17 protein-coding genes are annotated in these 16,080 nt (G+C 71.1%); 5 read left to right on the top strand and 12 right to left on the bottom strand.

What is annotated here, in order from left to right:
- Positions 1 to 6: 6 nt before the first annotated feature.
- Complete coding sequence (locus tag IEX89_RS14560) at positions 7 to 1,164, bottom strand: acyl-CoA dehydrogenase family protein (protein WP_188913951.1); 1,158 nt, start codon at positions 1,162 to 1,164, stop codon at positions 7 to 9.
- 159 nt (positions 1,165 to 1,323) lie between these two features.
- Here IEX89_RS14560 and IEX89_RS14565 point away from each other — a divergent pair, with 159 nt between their 5' ends.
- Positions 1,324 to 1,671 (top strand): helix-turn-helix domain-containing protein, encoded by a 348-nt coding sequence (locus IEX89_RS14565; protein WP_188913952.1) that lies wholly within the window; start codon positions 1,324 to 1,326, stop codon positions 1,669 to 1,671.
- 38 nt (positions 1,672 to 1,709) lie between these two features.
- Here IEX89_RS14565 and IEX89_RS14570 read toward each other — a convergent pair whose 3' ends face one another.
- The 7 genes from IEX89_RS14570 to IEX89_RS14600 all read right to left on the bottom strand — a co-directional run bounded on the left by IEX89_RS14570 (position 1,710) and on the right by IEX89_RS14600 (position 8,655).
- Positions 1,710 to 2,105, bottom strand: a complete 396-nt coding sequence (locus IEX89_RS14570; RefSeq protein ID WP_188913953.1) for a PRC-barrel domain-containing protein — start codon at positions 2,103 to 2,105, stop codon at positions 1,710 to 1,712.
- A gap of 115 nt (positions 2,106 to 2,220) precedes the next feature.
- The gene (locus IEX89_RS14575; RefSeq protein WP_188913954.1) at positions 2,221 to 3,153 is read right to left on the bottom strand and encodes a histone deacetylase family protein; all 933 of its coding nucleotides are present in this window, start codon (positions 3,151 to 3,153) and stop codon (positions 2,221 to 2,223) included.
- Positions 3,154 to 3,296: 143 nt separating this feature from the next.
- Positions 3,297 to 3,488 (bottom strand): hypothetical protein, encoded by a 192-nt coding sequence (locus IEX89_RS14580; RefSeq protein WP_188913955.1) that lies wholly within the window; start codon positions 3,486 to 3,488, stop codon positions 3,297 to 3,299.
- 182 nt (positions 3,489 to 3,670) lie between these two features.
- Positions 3,671 to 4,306 (bottom strand): DUF6498-containing protein, encoded by a 636-nt coding sequence (locus IEX89_RS14585; protein WP_188913956.1) that lies wholly within the window; start codon positions 4,304 to 4,306, stop codon positions 3,671 to 3,673.
- Positions 4,307 to 4,491: 185 nt separating this feature from the next.
- Positions 4,492 to 5,802, bottom strand: coding sequence for a phosphoglucose isomerase-related protein (locus IEX89_RS14590; protein ID WP_188913957.1), 1,311 nt, complete (start codon positions 5,800 to 5,802; stop codon positions 4,492 to 4,494).
- 155 nt (positions 5,803 to 5,957) lie between these two features.
- Entirely contained in the window at positions 5,958 to 7,232 is a 1,275-nt protein-coding gene (locus tag IEX89_RS14595) for a M16 family metallopeptidase (protein ID WP_188913958.1), read from the bottom strand.
- 37 nt (positions 7,233 to 7,269) lie between these two features.
- Complete coding sequence (locus tag IEX89_RS14600; protein ID WP_188913959.1) at positions 7,270 to 8,655, bottom strand: M16 family metallopeptidase; 1,386 nt, start codon at positions 8,653 to 8,655, stop codon at positions 7,270 to 7,272.
- Between the two features lie 264 nt (positions 8,656 to 8,919).
- Here IEX89_RS14600 and trxA point away from each other — a divergent pair, with 264 nt between their 5' ends.
- From trxA to coaA, 4 genes are all read left to right on the top strand, one after another.
- Positions 8,920 to 9,240 (top strand): thioredoxin, encoded by a 321-nt coding sequence (trxA, locus tag IEX89_RS14605; protein WP_188913960.1) that lies wholly within the window; start codon positions 8,920 to 8,922, stop codon positions 9,238 to 9,240.
- 96 nt (positions 9,241 to 9,336) lie between these two features.
- Positions 9,337 to 10,113, top strand: coding sequence for an imidazole glycerol phosphate synthase subunit HisF (gene hisF, locus IEX89_RS14610; RefSeq protein WP_188913961.1), 777 nt, complete (start codon positions 9,337 to 9,339; stop codon positions 10,111 to 10,113).
- A gap of 25 nt (positions 10,114 to 10,138) precedes the next feature.
- Complete coding sequence (locus IEX89_RS14615) at positions 10,139 to 10,507, top strand: phosphoribosyl-ATP diphosphatase (protein ID WP_188913962.1); 369 nt, start codon at positions 10,139 to 10,141, stop codon at positions 10,505 to 10,507.
- Positions 10,504 to 11,496 (top strand): type I pantothenate kinase, encoded by a 993-nt coding sequence (gene coaA, locus IEX89_RS14620; protein ID WP_188913963.1) that lies wholly within the window; start codon positions 10,504 to 10,506, stop codon positions 11,494 to 11,496. Before IEX89_RS14615 ends, coaA begins: the two co-directional genes overlap by 4 nt.
- Before the next feature lie 66 nt (positions 11,497 to 11,562).
- Here the strand turns inward: coaA and IEX89_RS14625 are convergent, their stop codons facing one another.
- From IEX89_RS14625 to IEX89_RS14640, 4 genes are all read right to left on the bottom strand, one after another.
- Positions 11,563 to 12,753 carry a Gfo/Idh/MocA family protein gene (locus IEX89_RS14625; RefSeq protein WP_188913964.1) on the bottom strand — a complete coding sequence of 397 codons (1,191 nt, stop codon included), beginning with the start codon at positions 12,751 to 12,753 and terminating at the stop codon, positions 11,563 to 11,565.
- 1 nt (position 12,754) lies between these two features.
- Positions 12,755 to 13,816: a sugar phosphate isomerase/epimerase family protein gene (locus IEX89_RS14630; RefSeq protein ID WP_188913965.1), complete on the bottom strand. Its 1,062-nt coding sequence runs from the start codon at positions 13,814 to 13,816 to the stop codon at positions 12,755 to 12,757.
- A 208-nt stretch (positions 13,817 to 14,024) separates the two neighbouring features.
- Entirely contained in the window at positions 14,025 to 14,978 is a 954-nt protein-coding gene (locus tag IEX89_RS14635) for a substrate-binding domain-containing protein (RefSeq protein WP_188913966.1), read from the bottom strand.
- 79 nt (positions 14,979 to 15,057) lie between these two features.
- Positions 15,058 to 16,077, bottom strand: coding sequence for an ABC transporter permease (locus IEX89_RS14640; protein WP_188914060.1), 1,020 nt, complete (start codon positions 16,075 to 16,077; stop codon positions 15,058 to 15,060).
- Between the last annotated feature and the right edge of the window lie 3 nt (positions 16,078 to 16,080).

A 16,080-nucleotide genomic window follows, 5' to 3' on the forward strand; every position in this document is an offset into this window, starting at 1 on the left:
GGCCGCTCATGCGAGCTGCCGCAGCGTCTCGCGGGCGATGACGAGGCGCTGGATCTCGCTCGTCCCCTCGTAGATGCGGGTGATGCGCGCGTCGCGCGCGTGGCGCTCCACGGGATAGTCGCGGCAATAGCCGGCGCCGCCGTGGAGCTGGATCGCGGTGTCGGTGCAGCGGTGCGCCGCCTCGGACGCGAAGAGCTTGGCCATGGACGCCTCCTTCGAGAAGGGCTTGCCCTCGTCCTTGAGATGCGCCGCCTGCAGGATGAGCAGACGCGCGGCGGCGAGGTCGACCTCGCGGTCGGCGATCATCCATTGGGGCCCCTGCATGTCGGCGATGCGCTGGCCGAACTGGCTGCGCTCGACGCAATAAGCCTTGGCCGCGTCCATCGCCGCCCGCGCGATGCCGAGAGAGAGCGCCGCGACGCCGATGCGCCCGCCGGCGAGCTCGCCCACCGCGACGCGAAAACCGTCGTTCTCGCGCCCCATCAGGGCGGAGGCCGGGACGCGGCAGCCCTCGAAATGCACGACGTTCGTGGGCGAGCCGTGCTGGCCCATCTTCTCCTCCGCCCGCCCGATGACGAGCCCCGGCGTGCCGGCCTCCACCAGGAAGCAGGAGATGCCCTTGCCGGGACGCGCATCCGGATCGGTGACGGCCCACACGACGAAGATGCCGGCATACTCGGCCGAGGTGATGTAGATCTTCTGCCCGTCGATCACCCAATCATCGCCGTCGCGGCGCGCGCGGGTGCGCATGGCGGAAGGGTCGGAGCCCGCCTGAGCCTCCGTGAGGCAGAAGGCGCCGGCGGGATAGGTGCCGTCGGCGAGCCGCGGCAGGTGGAGCGCCTTCTGCTCCGGCGATCCCACGGCCTGGATCACCTCGCCGACCATGTTCGTGACCGATGTCGACACGGCGGTGGAGGCGCAGGCGTAGCCCAGCTCCTCGATGGCGAGGGCGAAGGCGACGGTGCCCGCCTGCGAGCCGCCGTGATCGGCCGAGACGTTCAGCGCCGAGAAGCCGTTTCGCGCGAGCAGCGTCAGGTTCTCGAGGAGCCGCTCGCGCCCCTGCCCGCGATCGAGCGCGTCGGCATGCGGCGCCAGCCGCTCCGCCGCGATCCGCCGCGCGGCCTCGCGGATCATCTCCTCTTCCTCGGTGAGCGCGAACTGCATGGGCGACCTCCCGGGCCTGTCGTTTCGCGGGAGAGTAGGGAGGAGCGGGGCGCGGGGCAACGGGGAACGCGAGCACTGCGCCCGCGTGTATCGAGATACAACTTTCTTCCAGAGCCTGCATGGAGCAGACAGATCTGCCATGCCAGAGGAGGTCGAGCGATGCAGAGGGTATGCGACGCCGAGGAGACCGCCGTCGAGCCCGGAAGCGACAACGTCTTAGCTGATCTCGGCTTCGACAATCCCGAGGAGGAGCTTCTCAAGGCGCGGATCGTCGATCATCTGCGGTCGCTCGTCGAGGAGCTGGGCCTGACGCAGAGCGCGGCGGGCGAGCGGCTGGGCCTGCGCCAGCCCGACGTCTCGCGCCTGCTGAGGGGCCGCACCGGCGGCTACACGATAGAGCGACTGCTCCGTTTCGTGCGCCTGATGGGCGAGGACGTGACGATCACGGTGTCCCGCAAGCCGGGCGAGGTTCGCGACCCGGGGCGGCTCGACCTCGCCATAGGCTGAGGGACGCCCGATCGACTCCGCCGAGCCGGCCCAGCAGCTCAGAACCAGTACGGCACGCCGTAATATCCATACACGTTCCGGCCGTATTCCGGGTCCGCCCAGGGCGTCTCGTCGCGGCCGTAGCTCGGGGCGGCCTCGAGGTCCTTGGCGTTGAGGTCGACGACGTAGCCGCCGAGGCGGGCGTCGTAGTCGAGCTTCTCCCAGGGGAGCGGGTGGTAGCGCTCGCCGATGCCGAGGAAACCGCCGAAGGACATCACGGCATAGGCGACCTTGCCCGTGTACTTGTCGACCATGAAGTTGAAGACCGAGCCGAGGTGCTCGCCGGCCTTGTTGTAGACGGCCGTGCCCTCGACCTTGTCGGAGGCGATGAGCCGCTCGGTCTCGTTCTTGGGAACGTCGCCGCGGGGGCCCGTGACGTTGCTCGTGCCTGCCATGTCGCACTCTCCTCTCGCCGCGGGCGGTGCCGCCCGGATCGGCGCAGGGGAACGACGGCCCGCGGCGGAGGTTCCGGCGCAGGGCCTCGCGGGCCCGCGCGCGATCGCGCCGCGGTCAGGCCTGGCCCATCAGCGCCTGCACGTGCGCGGCCACAGAGCGCGAGAGGCCCTCGAGATCGTACCCGCCTTCGAGCAGCGACACGACGCGGCCCTTGGCGTGACGCTCCGCGATCTCCATGAGCTGGAGCGTCGCCCAGCTGAAATCGGCCTCCGTCAGCATGACGTTGCCGAGCGGGTCGCGCCAATGCGCGTCGAAGCCCGCCGAGATCACGATCAGGTCGGGCCGGAAGGCCTCGATGCGGGGCAGGACGCGCGTCTTCAAGGCCTCGCGGAAGACGTCCGAGCCGTCGCCGGCCGAAAGCGGCGCATTGACGATCGTGTCGTGCTCGCCGCGTTCGGAGAGGGCGCCGGTGCCGGGATAGAGCGGCATCTCGTGGGTGGAGGCGTAGAGGACGGAGCCGTCCTCCCAGAAGATGTCCTGCGTGCCGTTGCCGTGATGCACGTCCCAATCGACGATGGCCACGCGCTCGGCGCCGTGGCGCGACTGCGCGAAGCGCGCCGCGATCGCCGCATTGTTGAAGAAGCAGAAGCCCATCGCCTGGGCGCGCTCGGCGTGGTGGCCCGGCGGGCGCATGGCGGCGAAGGCGTTGCTGACCGTGCCCGCCATCACCTCGTCCACCGCCTGCACCGCGGCGCCGGCGCTGCGAAGCGCAGCCTCCAGCGTCCCGGGGGAGAGCACCGTGTCGGAATCGATGGCGACGAGCCCGTCCTGCGGCGCGGCCTCGACGATGGCGTCGACGTAGCGCCGCGGATGGACGAGGGCGATCGTGTCGAGCTCGGCGCACGGCGCCTGCTCGCGCACGAGGGTCATGAACTTCTCGTCCTCGAGCGCGCGCTCGATGACGCGGATCCGATCCGGCCGCTCGGGATGCCCGAGCGGCGTCGCATGGTCCAGGGCGGCTGGATGGCACAGGTAGAGGGTCGGCATGAACGGCGATGTCCTCGGGCGATCGGGCCTGCTCGGCTCTTCTCGCAGGCATCGTCGCAGCCGTCCCCGGGGCTGTCCATCCCCCGCGGATTATTCCGCATGGCGGGGCCGGCGATCACCGGCCGCCGCGCGGCTTCGTGCCCTCAGGCCGTATAGGAGCGGCCGAACCGGTCGAGATCCTCCGGCATCGGCGGCTTCGCCTTGTGCTTCGTCTCGCAAGCATCGCGTGTGTGAAGCACGCCCTTCAGGGCGGGCAGCGCCACGGGCTTGAACTTGGAGCCGGCCGCCGCGGCGGGCGCGGCGGGACGAGGCTGAGGGTCGGCGCGGTCAGGCATTTTCGGTCCGTTGGTTGCGCGGCGCATGTCTGCCGCGTGTCGACGAGTGACGTGCGAACCGTCCCAGTGTGTGGCGCGATTGTGGCACGCCTTTGGCCGGCTTCACGCACCTACCGATAGAGGTCGAACGTGACTTCCGCGCAACGAGTTCCGCACGGGCGTGCTGTACTTCCCATGCCGTTTCAGGAGTGTTTCGTCGCGCGCACCCGCGCCGGTCCCTCGGCGAGATGCTTGTGCTCGCGCACGTGCGCGCCGAGATCGACGAGGATCTTGAGCCCGACGAGCAGCGCCAGCGCCAGGATCGGCGCACCCGAGGCCGTGACGGCGAAGCCCCCGAAGATGATCGCCACGTGCAGGACGACGACCCGCCCGTAGGGCGCCGCCATCAGCGTGCCGGTATCGGTACGGTCCATCTCGCCGCCCACGACGAAGTTGGCGATGAACGATACCCCGTGGCTCGCCGCGAGCGCCAGCAGCGGCCAGGCGAGGGCCGGCGTCGCGAGCGCGACGAGACCGGTGAACGGGTCCGCGCCGGAGGGCCCGAACAGGGTCACGAGGAAGATGCCGTGAACCAGGGTGAAGATGCCGTAATGCAGGCAGAAGAAGCCCGCCATCGCGAGCCCGCCCCGCTCGCCGCGCAGCGAGACGATCACCATCCGCGCCACGTTCAGCACGCCGATGACGACGTTCTCGGCCCAGAACAGGATCAGCACGTCGAAGACGCGCCAGCCGCCGAGGAGCACGCCCGCGAGCGGCACGAGGTTCGCCGCCACGAGGGCGACGGAGGAGAGCACGATCGGGCGGGTCTTCGGCTGCATGTTCGGCTGCATGAATGGCGCTGCGCGAGCCTCGGCCGGAGGCTCGGACGGGCGAATCGCCGCCGATGCGACCCGTGGCCGCATTGGAGCCGGAAGCGTGGCGGGCGTCCAGCCGATGCGCGAACGCCGCCGGGGATATCCCCGGCGGCGCATGTCGTTTCAGCCGTCTGGTGCCGGCGCGAGGCTCAGCCCTCGGCGAGGTACTGCTTGGCGAGGATCTTGCCCTCCTCCACCGCCGGCTGGTCGAACGGGTTCACGCCGATGCCGTAGCCGGCGAGGATCGTCTCCAGCATGAAGTGCATGAGGAGGTGCCCCATGGCCCGCTCGTCCAGCGTATCGACGTGGATGGTGCGGACCGGGCGCTTGTTCTTGGCGAGCGTGTCCGCCGTGGCGCGACCCTGCGCGGCGACGAGGTCGCCGATGGTCTTGCCGGCGAAGCCCGGCTGGCCGCCGCGCTCGGCGAGCGCACCGTCGATGCGCGGCCCGAGCCCCGCGACGCCCGTCGTGATCACGGTGAAGACCTTGTCGTCCGGGCCGCCGAGATAGAGCTGCAGCTGGCTGTGCTGGTCCACGGGACCGATGGCGGCCACGGGCGTGGAGCCCTTGCCGTCCTTGCCGAGGCTCTCCGCCCAGAGCTGGACGTACCAGCGCGTGAAGCGCTCGAGCCGGTCGGCATAGGCCATCATCACCGCGATCGGCTTCTCCTCGAGCGCGGTTGCGATGGCGAGGATCGCGCCCTCGCCGATCATGCTCTCGCCGGGCGCCGCACCGTCGAGGACGGGCTGCAGGCTGTCGGCGGCGCCGGCGCGGATCGCGGCGATGTCGAGGCCCATCACCGCCGCCGGCAGGAGGCCGACGTTGGTGAGCACGGAATAGCGCCCGCCGATGCCGGTATGGTGCTCGAGGAAGGGCGCGCCCGTGGGCTCGAGGAGATCGCGCAGCGCATTCTTGCCGCCCGCGGGGCGCGGCTCCGAGAGGCCGGTGACGCGCTCGCCAGCGGGGAGACCCGCGGCGTCGAGGGCGGCGAGCACCGCCATCGTCTGCATCAGGGTCTCGCCGGTGCCGCCGGACTTCGAGATCGCGACGAAGCGCGAGGTCTCGAGCGGCAGCCGCTCGAGCAGGCGCCCGAAGCTGATCGGATCGAGATTGTCCATGAAGTGGACGCGCGGGCCCTCCGCGAGGCGACCCACGCCCGGCACGGCGTAGTCCTTCAGCTGCGCCAGCGTCTGCGCGCCGAGCGACGAGCCGCCGGTGCCCAGGAAGACGATGTCGCTCGCGCCCTCGCGGATGCGCGCGGCGTGCGTGCGGATCTCGTCGAGATCGCCGGTCGCCGCCGGCATGTTCAGGAGCGGGAGCGCGCCGGAGGCCGCCTCCTCGCGCAGGCGGGCGAGCCCGCGCGCGGCGAGGGTCGTGCCCGCCTCGATCGCTTCCGCAGGGATGCCGCCCGCGCCGATGTTCCGGCCGAGCGCGAGGTCGATCGCGTGCTTGATGGCCATTCCGGTCTCCTGCCCGTGTCGGTTGCCGCCTGTCGCTGTCGCGCGACGCCGACGTTTAGAGCGCTTGCGCCCCGCACGCCAGCCCCGCGGCCGCATGACGAAGCGTCAACGCACGAGGGGCGGGAGGGGGTGCGGGCAGCTCCCGCAGGAAACGCTCACAGCTCCGGCTTGCCGGCGATGACCGTCAGGAGCCGCCCGTCGCCCAGCATGCGCGCGCCGGCGCGGCGGACGTCCTCGGCGGTGACGGCCGAGACGAGGGCGTTGCGACGGGCGACGTAGTCGATGCCCAGATCGTTGAAGGCGATCTGCACGAGCTGGTTGGCGATCTTCGTCGAGGTGTCGAAGCCCAGCGCGTAGGAGCCCGTGAGATAGGCCTTGGCCTTGTCCAGTTCGTCGGCCGAGGGCCCCTCCTCGCGCAAGCGGTCGATCTCGCCGGAGATGACCGAGAGCGCCTCCGCCACGCGCTCGTTCTTGGTGGCGGTGAAGCCCCAGGTCATCGAGGCGCAGCGGAAGTTCGCGAGCGAGCTGCCGACGGAATAGGCGAGGCCGCGCTTCTCGCGCACCTCCTGGAACAGGCGCGAGGTGAAGGCGCCGCCGCCGAGCACGTGGTTGAGGACGTAGGCGGGGATGAAGTCCGGGTCCGACCAGGGCAGGCCGTCGGTGGCGAAGCGGATGACGGATTGCGGCACGTCGAACTCGACGACGTGGCGATCGCCGATGCCGGAGAGGCGCACCGGCGCCACGGGGGCGAGGGTCGGCTCGGCGGGCAGCGCGCCGAAGGCGTGGTCGACCCGCCGCGCCACCTCGTCCGCGCCGATGGCGCCGACGATGGCGACCTTGAGCCGCCCGCGCGCCGCCTGTGCGCGGTGGAGCGCGACGACGTCGTCGCGCCCGATCGTCGGCAGGGTGTCCAGCGTGCCCGAGGTCGGCGTGCCGTAGGCATGGCCCGGGAAGGCCTCCGCGAAGAAGCGCTTGGAGGCGGCGACGCCGGGGTCCTTCATCTGGTAGCGCAGGCCGGCCATGGTCTGCGCGCGCACGCGCTCGATGTCGGCCTCCTCGAAGCGCGGCTCGGAGAGAGCGAGCCGCAGGAGATCGAACGCCTCGTCGGCGTGGCGCGTCAGCGTCTTCAGCGAGCCGCCCAGGCTGTCCGGCCCCGCGTTGAACGCCATCTCGATGGCGTGGTCGGCCAGGCGCTCGTGGAAGGCCGTGGACGCGTAGGGGCCGGCGCCCTCGTCGAGGAGGCGCGCGGTCAGCTGGGCGAGGCCCGCCTTGCCGGCGGGGTCCTGGGCCGCCCCGCCCTCGAAGACGAAGGAGAGGGCGACGAGGGGCACGACGTGCGATTCGACGTGCCAGACCTCGATGCCGGCGGGCGTGATGACCCGCCCGACCTTCGCCGGAGGAGCGGTGACGGGCGTGACGGCGACGGACATGGATGTTCCTCTTCCTCGGATCTCGGATGCCCGCGCCTCAGCTCGCCTTGCGGAGCTGGCCGGTGACGGAGCGGTGCGGGGCGAGGACGCGCCGGGCGGCGTCCACGAGATCCTCGCGGGTGACGGCCTCGACGTCCGCGGGCCAGCGCTTGACGTCCTCCACGGTCTCGCCGATCGCGAGCGCCGCGCCGAAGATGCGTGCGAGCGAGGTCTGGCTGTCGGAGGCGTAGACGGTCTCGGCGACGAGGCGCGTCTTGGCGCGGGTGATCGCCGCCTCCGAGAGCGCGGCGTCCGGAATCGCGGCGATCGCGGCGTCGAGCGCCTCCTCGGCGCGCTCCAGGCTCGTGCCGTGGGCGGGCACGACGTAGAGCGAAAAGCGCGTCTCGTCGATGGCGGAGGCCATGTACCAGCCTCCCGCGTTCACGGCCACGCCCTCGTCGAGGACGAGGCGGCGATAGAGGTAGGAGGTCGGCCCGCCGCCGAGGAGCTCGGCCAGCACCTCGAGCGCGACGCTCTCGCGGCCGGTCCCCGTCAGCGCGGAGGGCGCGAGGTAGAGCCGCTGGAGCGTGGGCTGCTCGACGCGCGGATCGGCCACCGCCACGCGGCGCATGGCGCGGGGCTCCGGCTCGCGCGGGCGAACGCGCACGGGGCGCGCGCCGCGGGGCGCGACCCTGCCGTAGCTGCCCTCGGCGAGGCGCAGCACCTCGTCGGGCACGACGTCGCCGGCGACGACGAGGATGGCGTTCTCGGGCGTGTAGAAGCGGCCGTAATAGTCGAGCGCGTGGGTGCGATCGAGCGCCTCGATCTCGTGCATCCAGCCGATGATCGGGATGCCGTAGGGATGGTGCACGAAGAGGGAGGCCGCCATCGCCTCCGAGAGCTGCGCCGCCGGATCGGTCTCGACGCGCATGCGGCGCTCCTCGAGCACCACGTCGCGCTCGGGCGCGACGACCTCGTCCGACAGGCGCAGGTTCGCCATGCGGTCGGCCTCGAAGCCCATCATCGTGCCCAGATGCTCCTTGGCCACGCGCTGGTAGTAGGCCGTGTAGTCGTAGGAGGTGAAGGCGTTCTCCTGCCCGCCGAGCTCCGACACCACCTTGGAGAACGCGCCCGCGGGATGCTGCTCGGTGCCCTTGAACATCAGGTGCTCGAGGAAGTGGGCGATGCCCGAGACGCCGATCGGGTCGTCGGCGGAGCCGTTGCGGTACCAGACCATGTGCGTGGCCACCGGCACGCGGGTGTCCGGCACGACGACGACGTCCATGCCGTTGTCGAGCACGTAGGAATGGACCTGCGGGCCGTCGGCGGAGAAATCCGGCCGAGCGCCCGCGCCGGGGGCGTGGATCAGACCTGCGCCGGGGGCGTGGATCAGCCCTGCGCCGGGGGCGTGGATATGGCTCGGGCCGGCGGGCGTGCGGGGCATGGTCGTCCTTTCGGGAAAGTCGGCAGGGCGGGCGTCGTCATGCGCAATATAGGGAGGGCCGGCGCCCGGGAGAAGCCGGGCGCGGCGCCCCGTCGCCCGGGCCGCGGCCCGTCGCCCGCGCTCACGGGTCGGCGAGGCCACGATCACGGACACGGGAGGCGTATTTGCGCCTGCTTGATCGCCACGCGGGCGACCCCTACCTTGCCGCCAGACGACATCGATGGGGGCGCGACGCCGCCCCCGACGCAGAAAGGTTCGAACGACATGGCTACCGTGAAGGTGACCGACCAGAGCTTCGAGGCGGACGTGCTCAAGTCCGGCGAGCCCGTGGTCGTGGATTTCTGGGCGGAATGGTGCGGCCCCTGCCGCATGATCGGCCCGGCGCTCGAGGAGATCGCCGGCGAGATGGCCGGCAAGGTCAAGATCGCCAAGATCAACGTCGACGAGAACCCCGGCATCGCCGGCCAGCTCGGCATCCGCTCGATCCCCACGCTGATGATCTTCAAGGGCGGCGAGCTCGCCTCCCAGAAGGTCGGCGCGGCGCCCAAGGGCGACCTGCAGCGCTGGATCCAGTCGAACGTCTGATCGCGCCCGCGCTTGACGGCCCGCGCGGCCCTCGCGCATGACTGATCGCGGCCCGCTCGCCCGAGCGGGCCGCGTTCCAGAGAGCCCGCCCGCGCGATGCTGAAGACCCGCCTGATCCCCTGCCTCGACGTGAAGGACGGCCGCGTCGTCAAGGGCGTCCAGTTCGTCGACCTGCGCGACGCGGGCGACCCCGTCGAATGCGCCATCGCCTACGACCGCGCCGGCGCCGACGAGCTCTGCTTCCTCGACATCACCGCGAGCCACGAGGATCGCGGCATCCTGCTCGACGTCGTCACCCGCACGGCCGAGGCCTGCTTCATGCCGCTCACCGTGGGCGGGGGCGTGCGCACCGTCGAGGACATCCGCGCGCTGCTGCTCGCGGGCGCCGACAAGGTCTCCATCAACACCGCCGCCGTGACCGATCGCGACTTCGTGCGCCGCGCCGCCGAGAAGTTCGGCGCGCAGTGCATCGTCGTCGCCATCGACGCCAAGCGGGTCTCCTCGCCGGACGAGGCGCCGCGCTGGGAGATCTTCACCCATGGCGGGCGCAAGGCGACGGGGCTCGACGCGGTCTCGTACGCGCGTGAGGTCGTCGCGCTCGGCGCCGGCGAGCTCCTCGTCACCTCCATGGACAAGGACGGCACCAAGTCCGGCTACGACGTCGCGCTGATGCGCGCCATCGCCGACGCCGTGACCGTGCCGGTGATCGCCTCGGGGGGCGTCGGCAGCCTCGACCACCTCGTCGCCGGCGTGCGCGACGGCCATGCGAGCGCGGTGCTCGCCGCCTCCATTTTCCATTTCGGCGAGCACACGATCGGCGAGGCCAAGCGCGCCATGGCGGACGCGGGGCTCGCGGTTCGTCTGGATGCGTGAGCGGGCCGATGCCGAGGCGATCGCGATGACCGGCTTCACCCTCACCGATCTCGAGCGCGCGCTGGCCGCGCGCGCCTGCGCCTCGCCCGAGGAGAGCTACACCGCCCGCCTCGTCGCCGATCCGCAGCGCGCCGCGAAGAAGTTCGGGGAGGAGGCGGTGGAGGCCGTGATCGCGGGCGCGACCGGCGATCGCGCGGCGCTCGTGTCGGAGAGCGCCGACGTGCTCTATCATCTCCTCGCCCTGCTGCTCGCCCGCGGCGTTCCGCTCGATGAGGTGATGGCGGAGCTCGAGGGCCGCACCGGGCGCTCGGGGCTCGCGGAGAAGGCCGCGCGCACCCGCGAGGGCGTGCGCGCGCCGCAGGTGAACCCGTCATCGCAGGGAGGCCGCTCGTGACGCCGACCGATCCCGCACAGCGCGAGACCCTGGCGGAAGCCGCACGCGCGGGGACGATCTCCCCCTACCGCCGGTTCTCCCGGGACGAATGGGCGCACCTGCGCGCAGACACGCCGCTCACCCTCTCCGCGGAGGAGGTCGACCGCCTGCAGTCGCTCAACGACCCGATCTCGCTCGACGAGGTGATCGCCATCTACCTGCCGCTCTCGCGGCTGCTCTCGCTCTACGTCGCGGCGACGCAGGGGCTGTTCAAGGCGACGCAGCGCTTCCTGCTCGCCGAGAACGAGGTGAAGTCGCCCTACATCATCGGCGTCGCCGGCTCGGTGGCGGTGGGCAAGTCGACGACGGCCCGCGTGCTGGAGGCGCTGCTCGCGCGCTGGCCCAACACGCCGAAGGTGACCCTCGTCACGACGGACGGCTTCCTCCTGCCGAACGCCGAATTGAACCGGCTCGGGCTGATGGAGCGCAAGGGCTTCCCCGAGAGCTACGACACGGCGGCGCTGCTGCGCTTCCTCAACGCCATCAAGTCCGGCGAGAGCACGGTGCGCGCGCCGCTCTACTCGCACCTCGTCTACGACGTGGTGCCCGGCGAGGAGGTGGTGATCGAGCGCCCCGACATCCTCATCGTCGAGGGGCTCAACGTGCTCCAGCCGGCCCGGCTGCCGAAGGACGGGACCGCGATCCCGTTCGTGTCGGACTTCTTCGACTTCTCGATCTATCTCGACGCCGACGAGGCGGACCTGCACCGCTGGTACGTCAATCGCTTCCTGCGGCTGCGCCACACGGCCTTCCGGGACCCCCGCTCGTTCTTCCGCCGCTATGCCGAGCTCGACGAGGCGAAGGCGATGGAGATCGCCGACGGCCTGTGGAACCGCATCAACCTGCCCAACCTGCGCGAGAACATCGTCCCCACCCGCCAGCGCGCGAGCCTCATCCTCAAGAAGGGCGCGAGCCACAGGATCGAGGACGTGCAGCTCAGGCGGCTCTGACGGGCGGGTTCCGATACCGCCTCGAAAGGCGGTATCGGTGCTGCGCGCCTCGTCTCGCGCCTCGTCTCAACCGTCCTCGATCGCCTCCCAGCGCGCGTCGCCCTGCGAGGAGCGCACCGCGGCCTCGATGAAGGCCACGCCGCGCACGCCGTCGTCGACGGTGGGCACGTCGAGCGCCTCCGACGGAGCGCTCGTGCCGGCGAGGCGGGCCTCGATCTGGTCGGCGATGTCGGAATAGAGGTTGGCGAAGCCTTCCAGGTAGCCTTCCGGGTGACCCGACGGCGTGCGGCTGACGCGCTGGGAGACCGCGCTCGAGCCGGCTCCGTTGCGGCGTATCAGCCGTGGCGGCTCGCCGATGGGCGTGTGGACGAGGACGTTGGGGTTCTCCTGCGCCCAGGAGAGCGAGCCCGTCTCGCCGTAGACGCGCAAGGTGAGCCCGTTCTCCTCGCCCACCGCCACCTGCGAGCACCAGAGCGCGCCGCGCGCGCCGCCGGCGAAGCGCAAGAGCATGTGGGCGTTGTCGTCGAGACGGCGCCCCGGGGCGAAGGCGGTGAGGTCGGCGCAGAGCCGCTCCACCTTCACGCCCGCGACGAATTCCGCGAGGTTGAAGGCGTGCGAGCCGATGTCGCCGACCGAGCCCGCGGGGCCCGACTTCGCCGGATCGGTGCGCCAGGCGGCCTGCTTCTGGCCCTCCTCCTCGATGCGGGTGGCGAGCCAGTCCTGCGCGTATTCCACCTGCACGACACGGACCGCGCCGAGCGCGCCCGAGCGCACCAGGGCGCGCGCCTCGCGGATCAGCGGATAGCCGGTGTAATTGTGCGTGACCGCGAAGACGACGCCCTTGTTCTTGGCGATCCGCGCCAGCTCTCGCGCCTGTGCGAGCCCTGTGGTGAGGGGCTTGTCGCAGATGACGTGGAAGCCGGCCTCGAGGAAGTGCTTCGCCGGCTCGAAATGCGCATGGTTCGGCGTCACGATGGAGACCGCGTCGATGCGGTCCTCTCGCGCGGCTTCCGCCTTGGCCATGGCGGCGGCGTCGTCGTAGACGCGATCGGGGGCGATGAGCAGGTCGGCGCCGGACGCGCGCGCCTTCTCCGGAGAGGAGGAGAGCGCCCCGGCGACGAGGCTCCAGCGGTCGTCGAGGCGCGCCGCGATGCGGTGCACGGCGCCGATGAAGGCGCCGCGCCCGCCGCCCACCATGCCGAGCCGCAGGCGGCGGGAGCGGGACGCGCCGTCCTGGCCGGAAGCTTCGATCGTCATCTCACGCCTCCCCGAGCCCGAGCATGCGGCGGTTGGCGGCCTGGTCCGTGCCGCCGCCGGCGAAGTCGTCGAAGGCCTTCTCGGTGACGCGGATGATGTGGGCCGCGATGAACTCCGCCCCCTCCCGCGCGCCGTCCTCGGGATGCTTCAAGGCGCACTCCCATTCGAGCACGGCCCATGAATCGTAGTCGTATTGCGCGAGCTTGGAGAAGATCTGCCCGAAATCGATCTGCCCGTCGCCCAGCGAGCGGAAGCGCCCGGCGCGCTCGACCCAGCCGGCATAGCCGCCGTAGACGCCCTGGCGGCCCGTCGGGTTGAGCTCGGCGTCCTTGGCGTGGAAGGCCTTGATGCGCTCGTGGTAGATGTCGATGAAGGCGACGTAGTCGAGCCCCTGCAGCAGGAAGTGGCTCGGGTCGTAGTTGATGCAGGCGCGCGCATGCCCGCCCACCGCGTCGAGGAAGCGCTCGAAGCTCGTGCCGTCGTGCAGGTCCTCGCCGGGATGGAGCTCGAAGCAGACGTCGCAGCCCGCGTCCTCGTAGGCGTCGAGGATGGGGCGCCAGCGGCGCGCCAGCTCCTCGAAGGCCGTCTCGATGAGGCCCGCCGGGCGCTGCGGCCAGGGATAGACGTAGGGCCAGGCGAGCGCGCCGGAGAAGCTCACCGACGCCGAGAGCCCGAAGCGCCGCGAGGCCTCCGCCGCGAGCGTCATCTGGCGAACGGCCCATTCGGTCCTCGCCGCCGGGTTGCCGCGCACCTGCGGGGGCGCGAAGCCGTCGAAGGCGTCCGTGTAGGCCGGATGCACGGCGACGAGCTGGCCCTGCATGTGCGTCGAGAGCTCGGTGATCGAGAGCCCGTGCGCGGCGAGGGTGCCCTTGACCTCGTCGACGTAGGCGTCCGACGTCGCCGCCTTATCGAGATCGAACAGGCGCGGGTCGAAGGTGGGGATCTGCACGCCCTTGTAGCCGATCGACGCCGCCCAGCGGCAGATCGCATCGAGCGAGTCGAACGGCGCCTCGTCGCCCGCGAACTGCGCCAGGAACAGGCCCGGGCCCTTCATCGTCTTCATGGTCGTCCTCCCGTATCCCTCCTTTTGGCGGAGGGGAAAGCGCGCGCGGCGAGCGCAGGGCGGGGTGCGTCGCGTCGCGCGAGCGCACCCCTTCGGCTGGCGCCGAACACGCCTGGCGGCGTGCCCCATCCGTCACCGCGCCTTCGGCGCGGCGCCACCTTCCCCTACAGGGAAGGACGGGCACCGACGCCCAATGCTCAGCTTACCCTCAGAACGGCGAATCCTCGAAGTAGAACCGCTCGGCGTTCTCCTGCGTGATCAGCTCGGCGTCGAGCACATAGGTGCCGCGCACCGGGGCCTGCGAGTAGAAGGAGCCCGCGGTCACCGCCATGGCGGTCGCGATCATGCCCGGCGGGTAGGAGACGTCGACGGGGATCATCGGGTCGCCCTCCATGACGCGCTGGACCATCTGCTTCATGCCGGCGCCGCCGACGACGAACTGGATGTCCTCGCGCTCCGCCTGGCGGATCGCCTCGATGACGCCCAGCGCCATGTCGTCGTCGGAGGCCCAGACGGCGTCGATCCGGTCGTGCTTGGAGAGGAAGTCCTGCATCACCCGGAAGGCGTCGTCGCGGTTCCAGTTGGCGTACTGGCTGTCGACGATCTCGATGCCGGACCCGTCGAGCGCGGCGCGGAAGGATTCGTTGCGCTCGTCGTCGATGACGGTGGGGATGCCGCGCAGCACGACGACCTGCGCCCCGTCCTCGAGCCGCTCGACGAAGTACTCGGCCGCCACGCGCCCGAAGCCGGGATTGTCGCCGGCGACGTAGAGGTCCTGGATGGACGGGTCGGACAGGCCGCGGTCGACGACCGTGACGAAGAGGTCCGGGTTACGGCCGGCGAGCGCGCCCACGGGGCCCGTCAGCTCGTCGGAATTGAAGGGCAGCACGACGAGCGCGTCGATGCCCTGCGCCGCGAGATCCTCGATGGCGCTCGCCTGCGAGGGCGCGTCGGGCGAGGTCTGGACGATGACGTTCAGCCCCGGATAGCCCTCCTCCAGCGTCTGCGCCGCCTGCTCGGCGTGGAACACGACGCCGCCGGTCCAGCCGTGGGTCGCGGCGGGGATCGAGACGCCGATCGTATAGTCCTGGTCCTGTGCCATCGCCGCGCCGCCGAAGGCGACGCCGGTCGCGGCCAAGGCCGTGATCGCGAGCTTCCTCATCGTGAGCGTTCTCCCGTTCTTCGTTGCGAGCCGTTGCGTCGTGCGATCCGGCCGGCGGGCTCCGCACCGGCCGGACCTCTCACCGGCCACGCTGAAGCGAGCGCTGGACCAGCATGGCGATGATGATGATCGCGCCCTGGACCGCCCCGACGAGGTATTCGGAGACGAAGTCCGAGAGCACCATGATGTTGGCGACGAGCTCGAGGATCAGCGCGCCGACCACCGTGCCCCACACGAAGGGCGTGCCGCCCTTGAGCGCGGTGCCGCCGATGACGACGGCGGTGATCGCCTGCAATTCCCACAGGAGCCCGGTCGTCGGCGTCGCCGAGCCCAGGCGCGGCACGTAGATCAGGATGGCGATGCCCACGCACAGGCCCTGGATGACGTAGGTGAGCGTGCGCACGCGCCTTATCGGCACCCCCGAGAACCGCGCCACCTCCTCGTTGGAGCCGATGGCGACGACGTGCCGGCCGAAGGGCGTCTTGTAGAGGATCACGGCCGCGATCGCCGCGACGACGAGGAAGACGATCACCGGGATCGGGACGCCGAGCACGTCGCCGAAATAGATCGGCCGATAGGTCTCGCGCAGGTCCCAGTCCGACATCGTGATGGTGCCGCCGGCGGCGAGGAAGACGACGAGCGCCCGGTAGATGCCCATGCCGCCCAGCGTGACGATGAAGGGCTCGATGCGCCCGAACGTGACCACGAGCCCGTTGAACAGCCCGCAGGCGAGCGCGACGCCGATGGCGACCGCCATCCCGACCGCGATCGTCGTCCATTCGGCCCCGCCGACCGCGTTCATGGCGAGGATCATCACGCCCGCCGTCAACGCCGCCATGGAGCCGACCGAGAGATCGAGCCCGCCCGCCGCGATGACGAAGGTCGCTCCCACTGCGATCACCGCGATGAAGGAGGCGCGGGTCGCGACGTTCGTCAGGTTGTCGAGGGTGAGGAAGACGGGGCTCGTCAACGCGCCGAGCGCGATCAGCACGGCGAGCGCGATGAAGGGCGAGAGCGCGCGCATGTCGATGCGCGCGCGCCGGGCGGGATTCGTCCGCTCCGGCGCCTCTCCCTTGGTCCCCGGTTCCACCGATGTCATCTC

The organism is Salinarimonas ramus (assembly GCF_014645695.1).
GTDB lineage: Bacteria > Pseudomonadota > Alphaproteobacteria > Rhizobiales > Beijerinckiaceae > Salinarimonas > Salinarimonas ramus.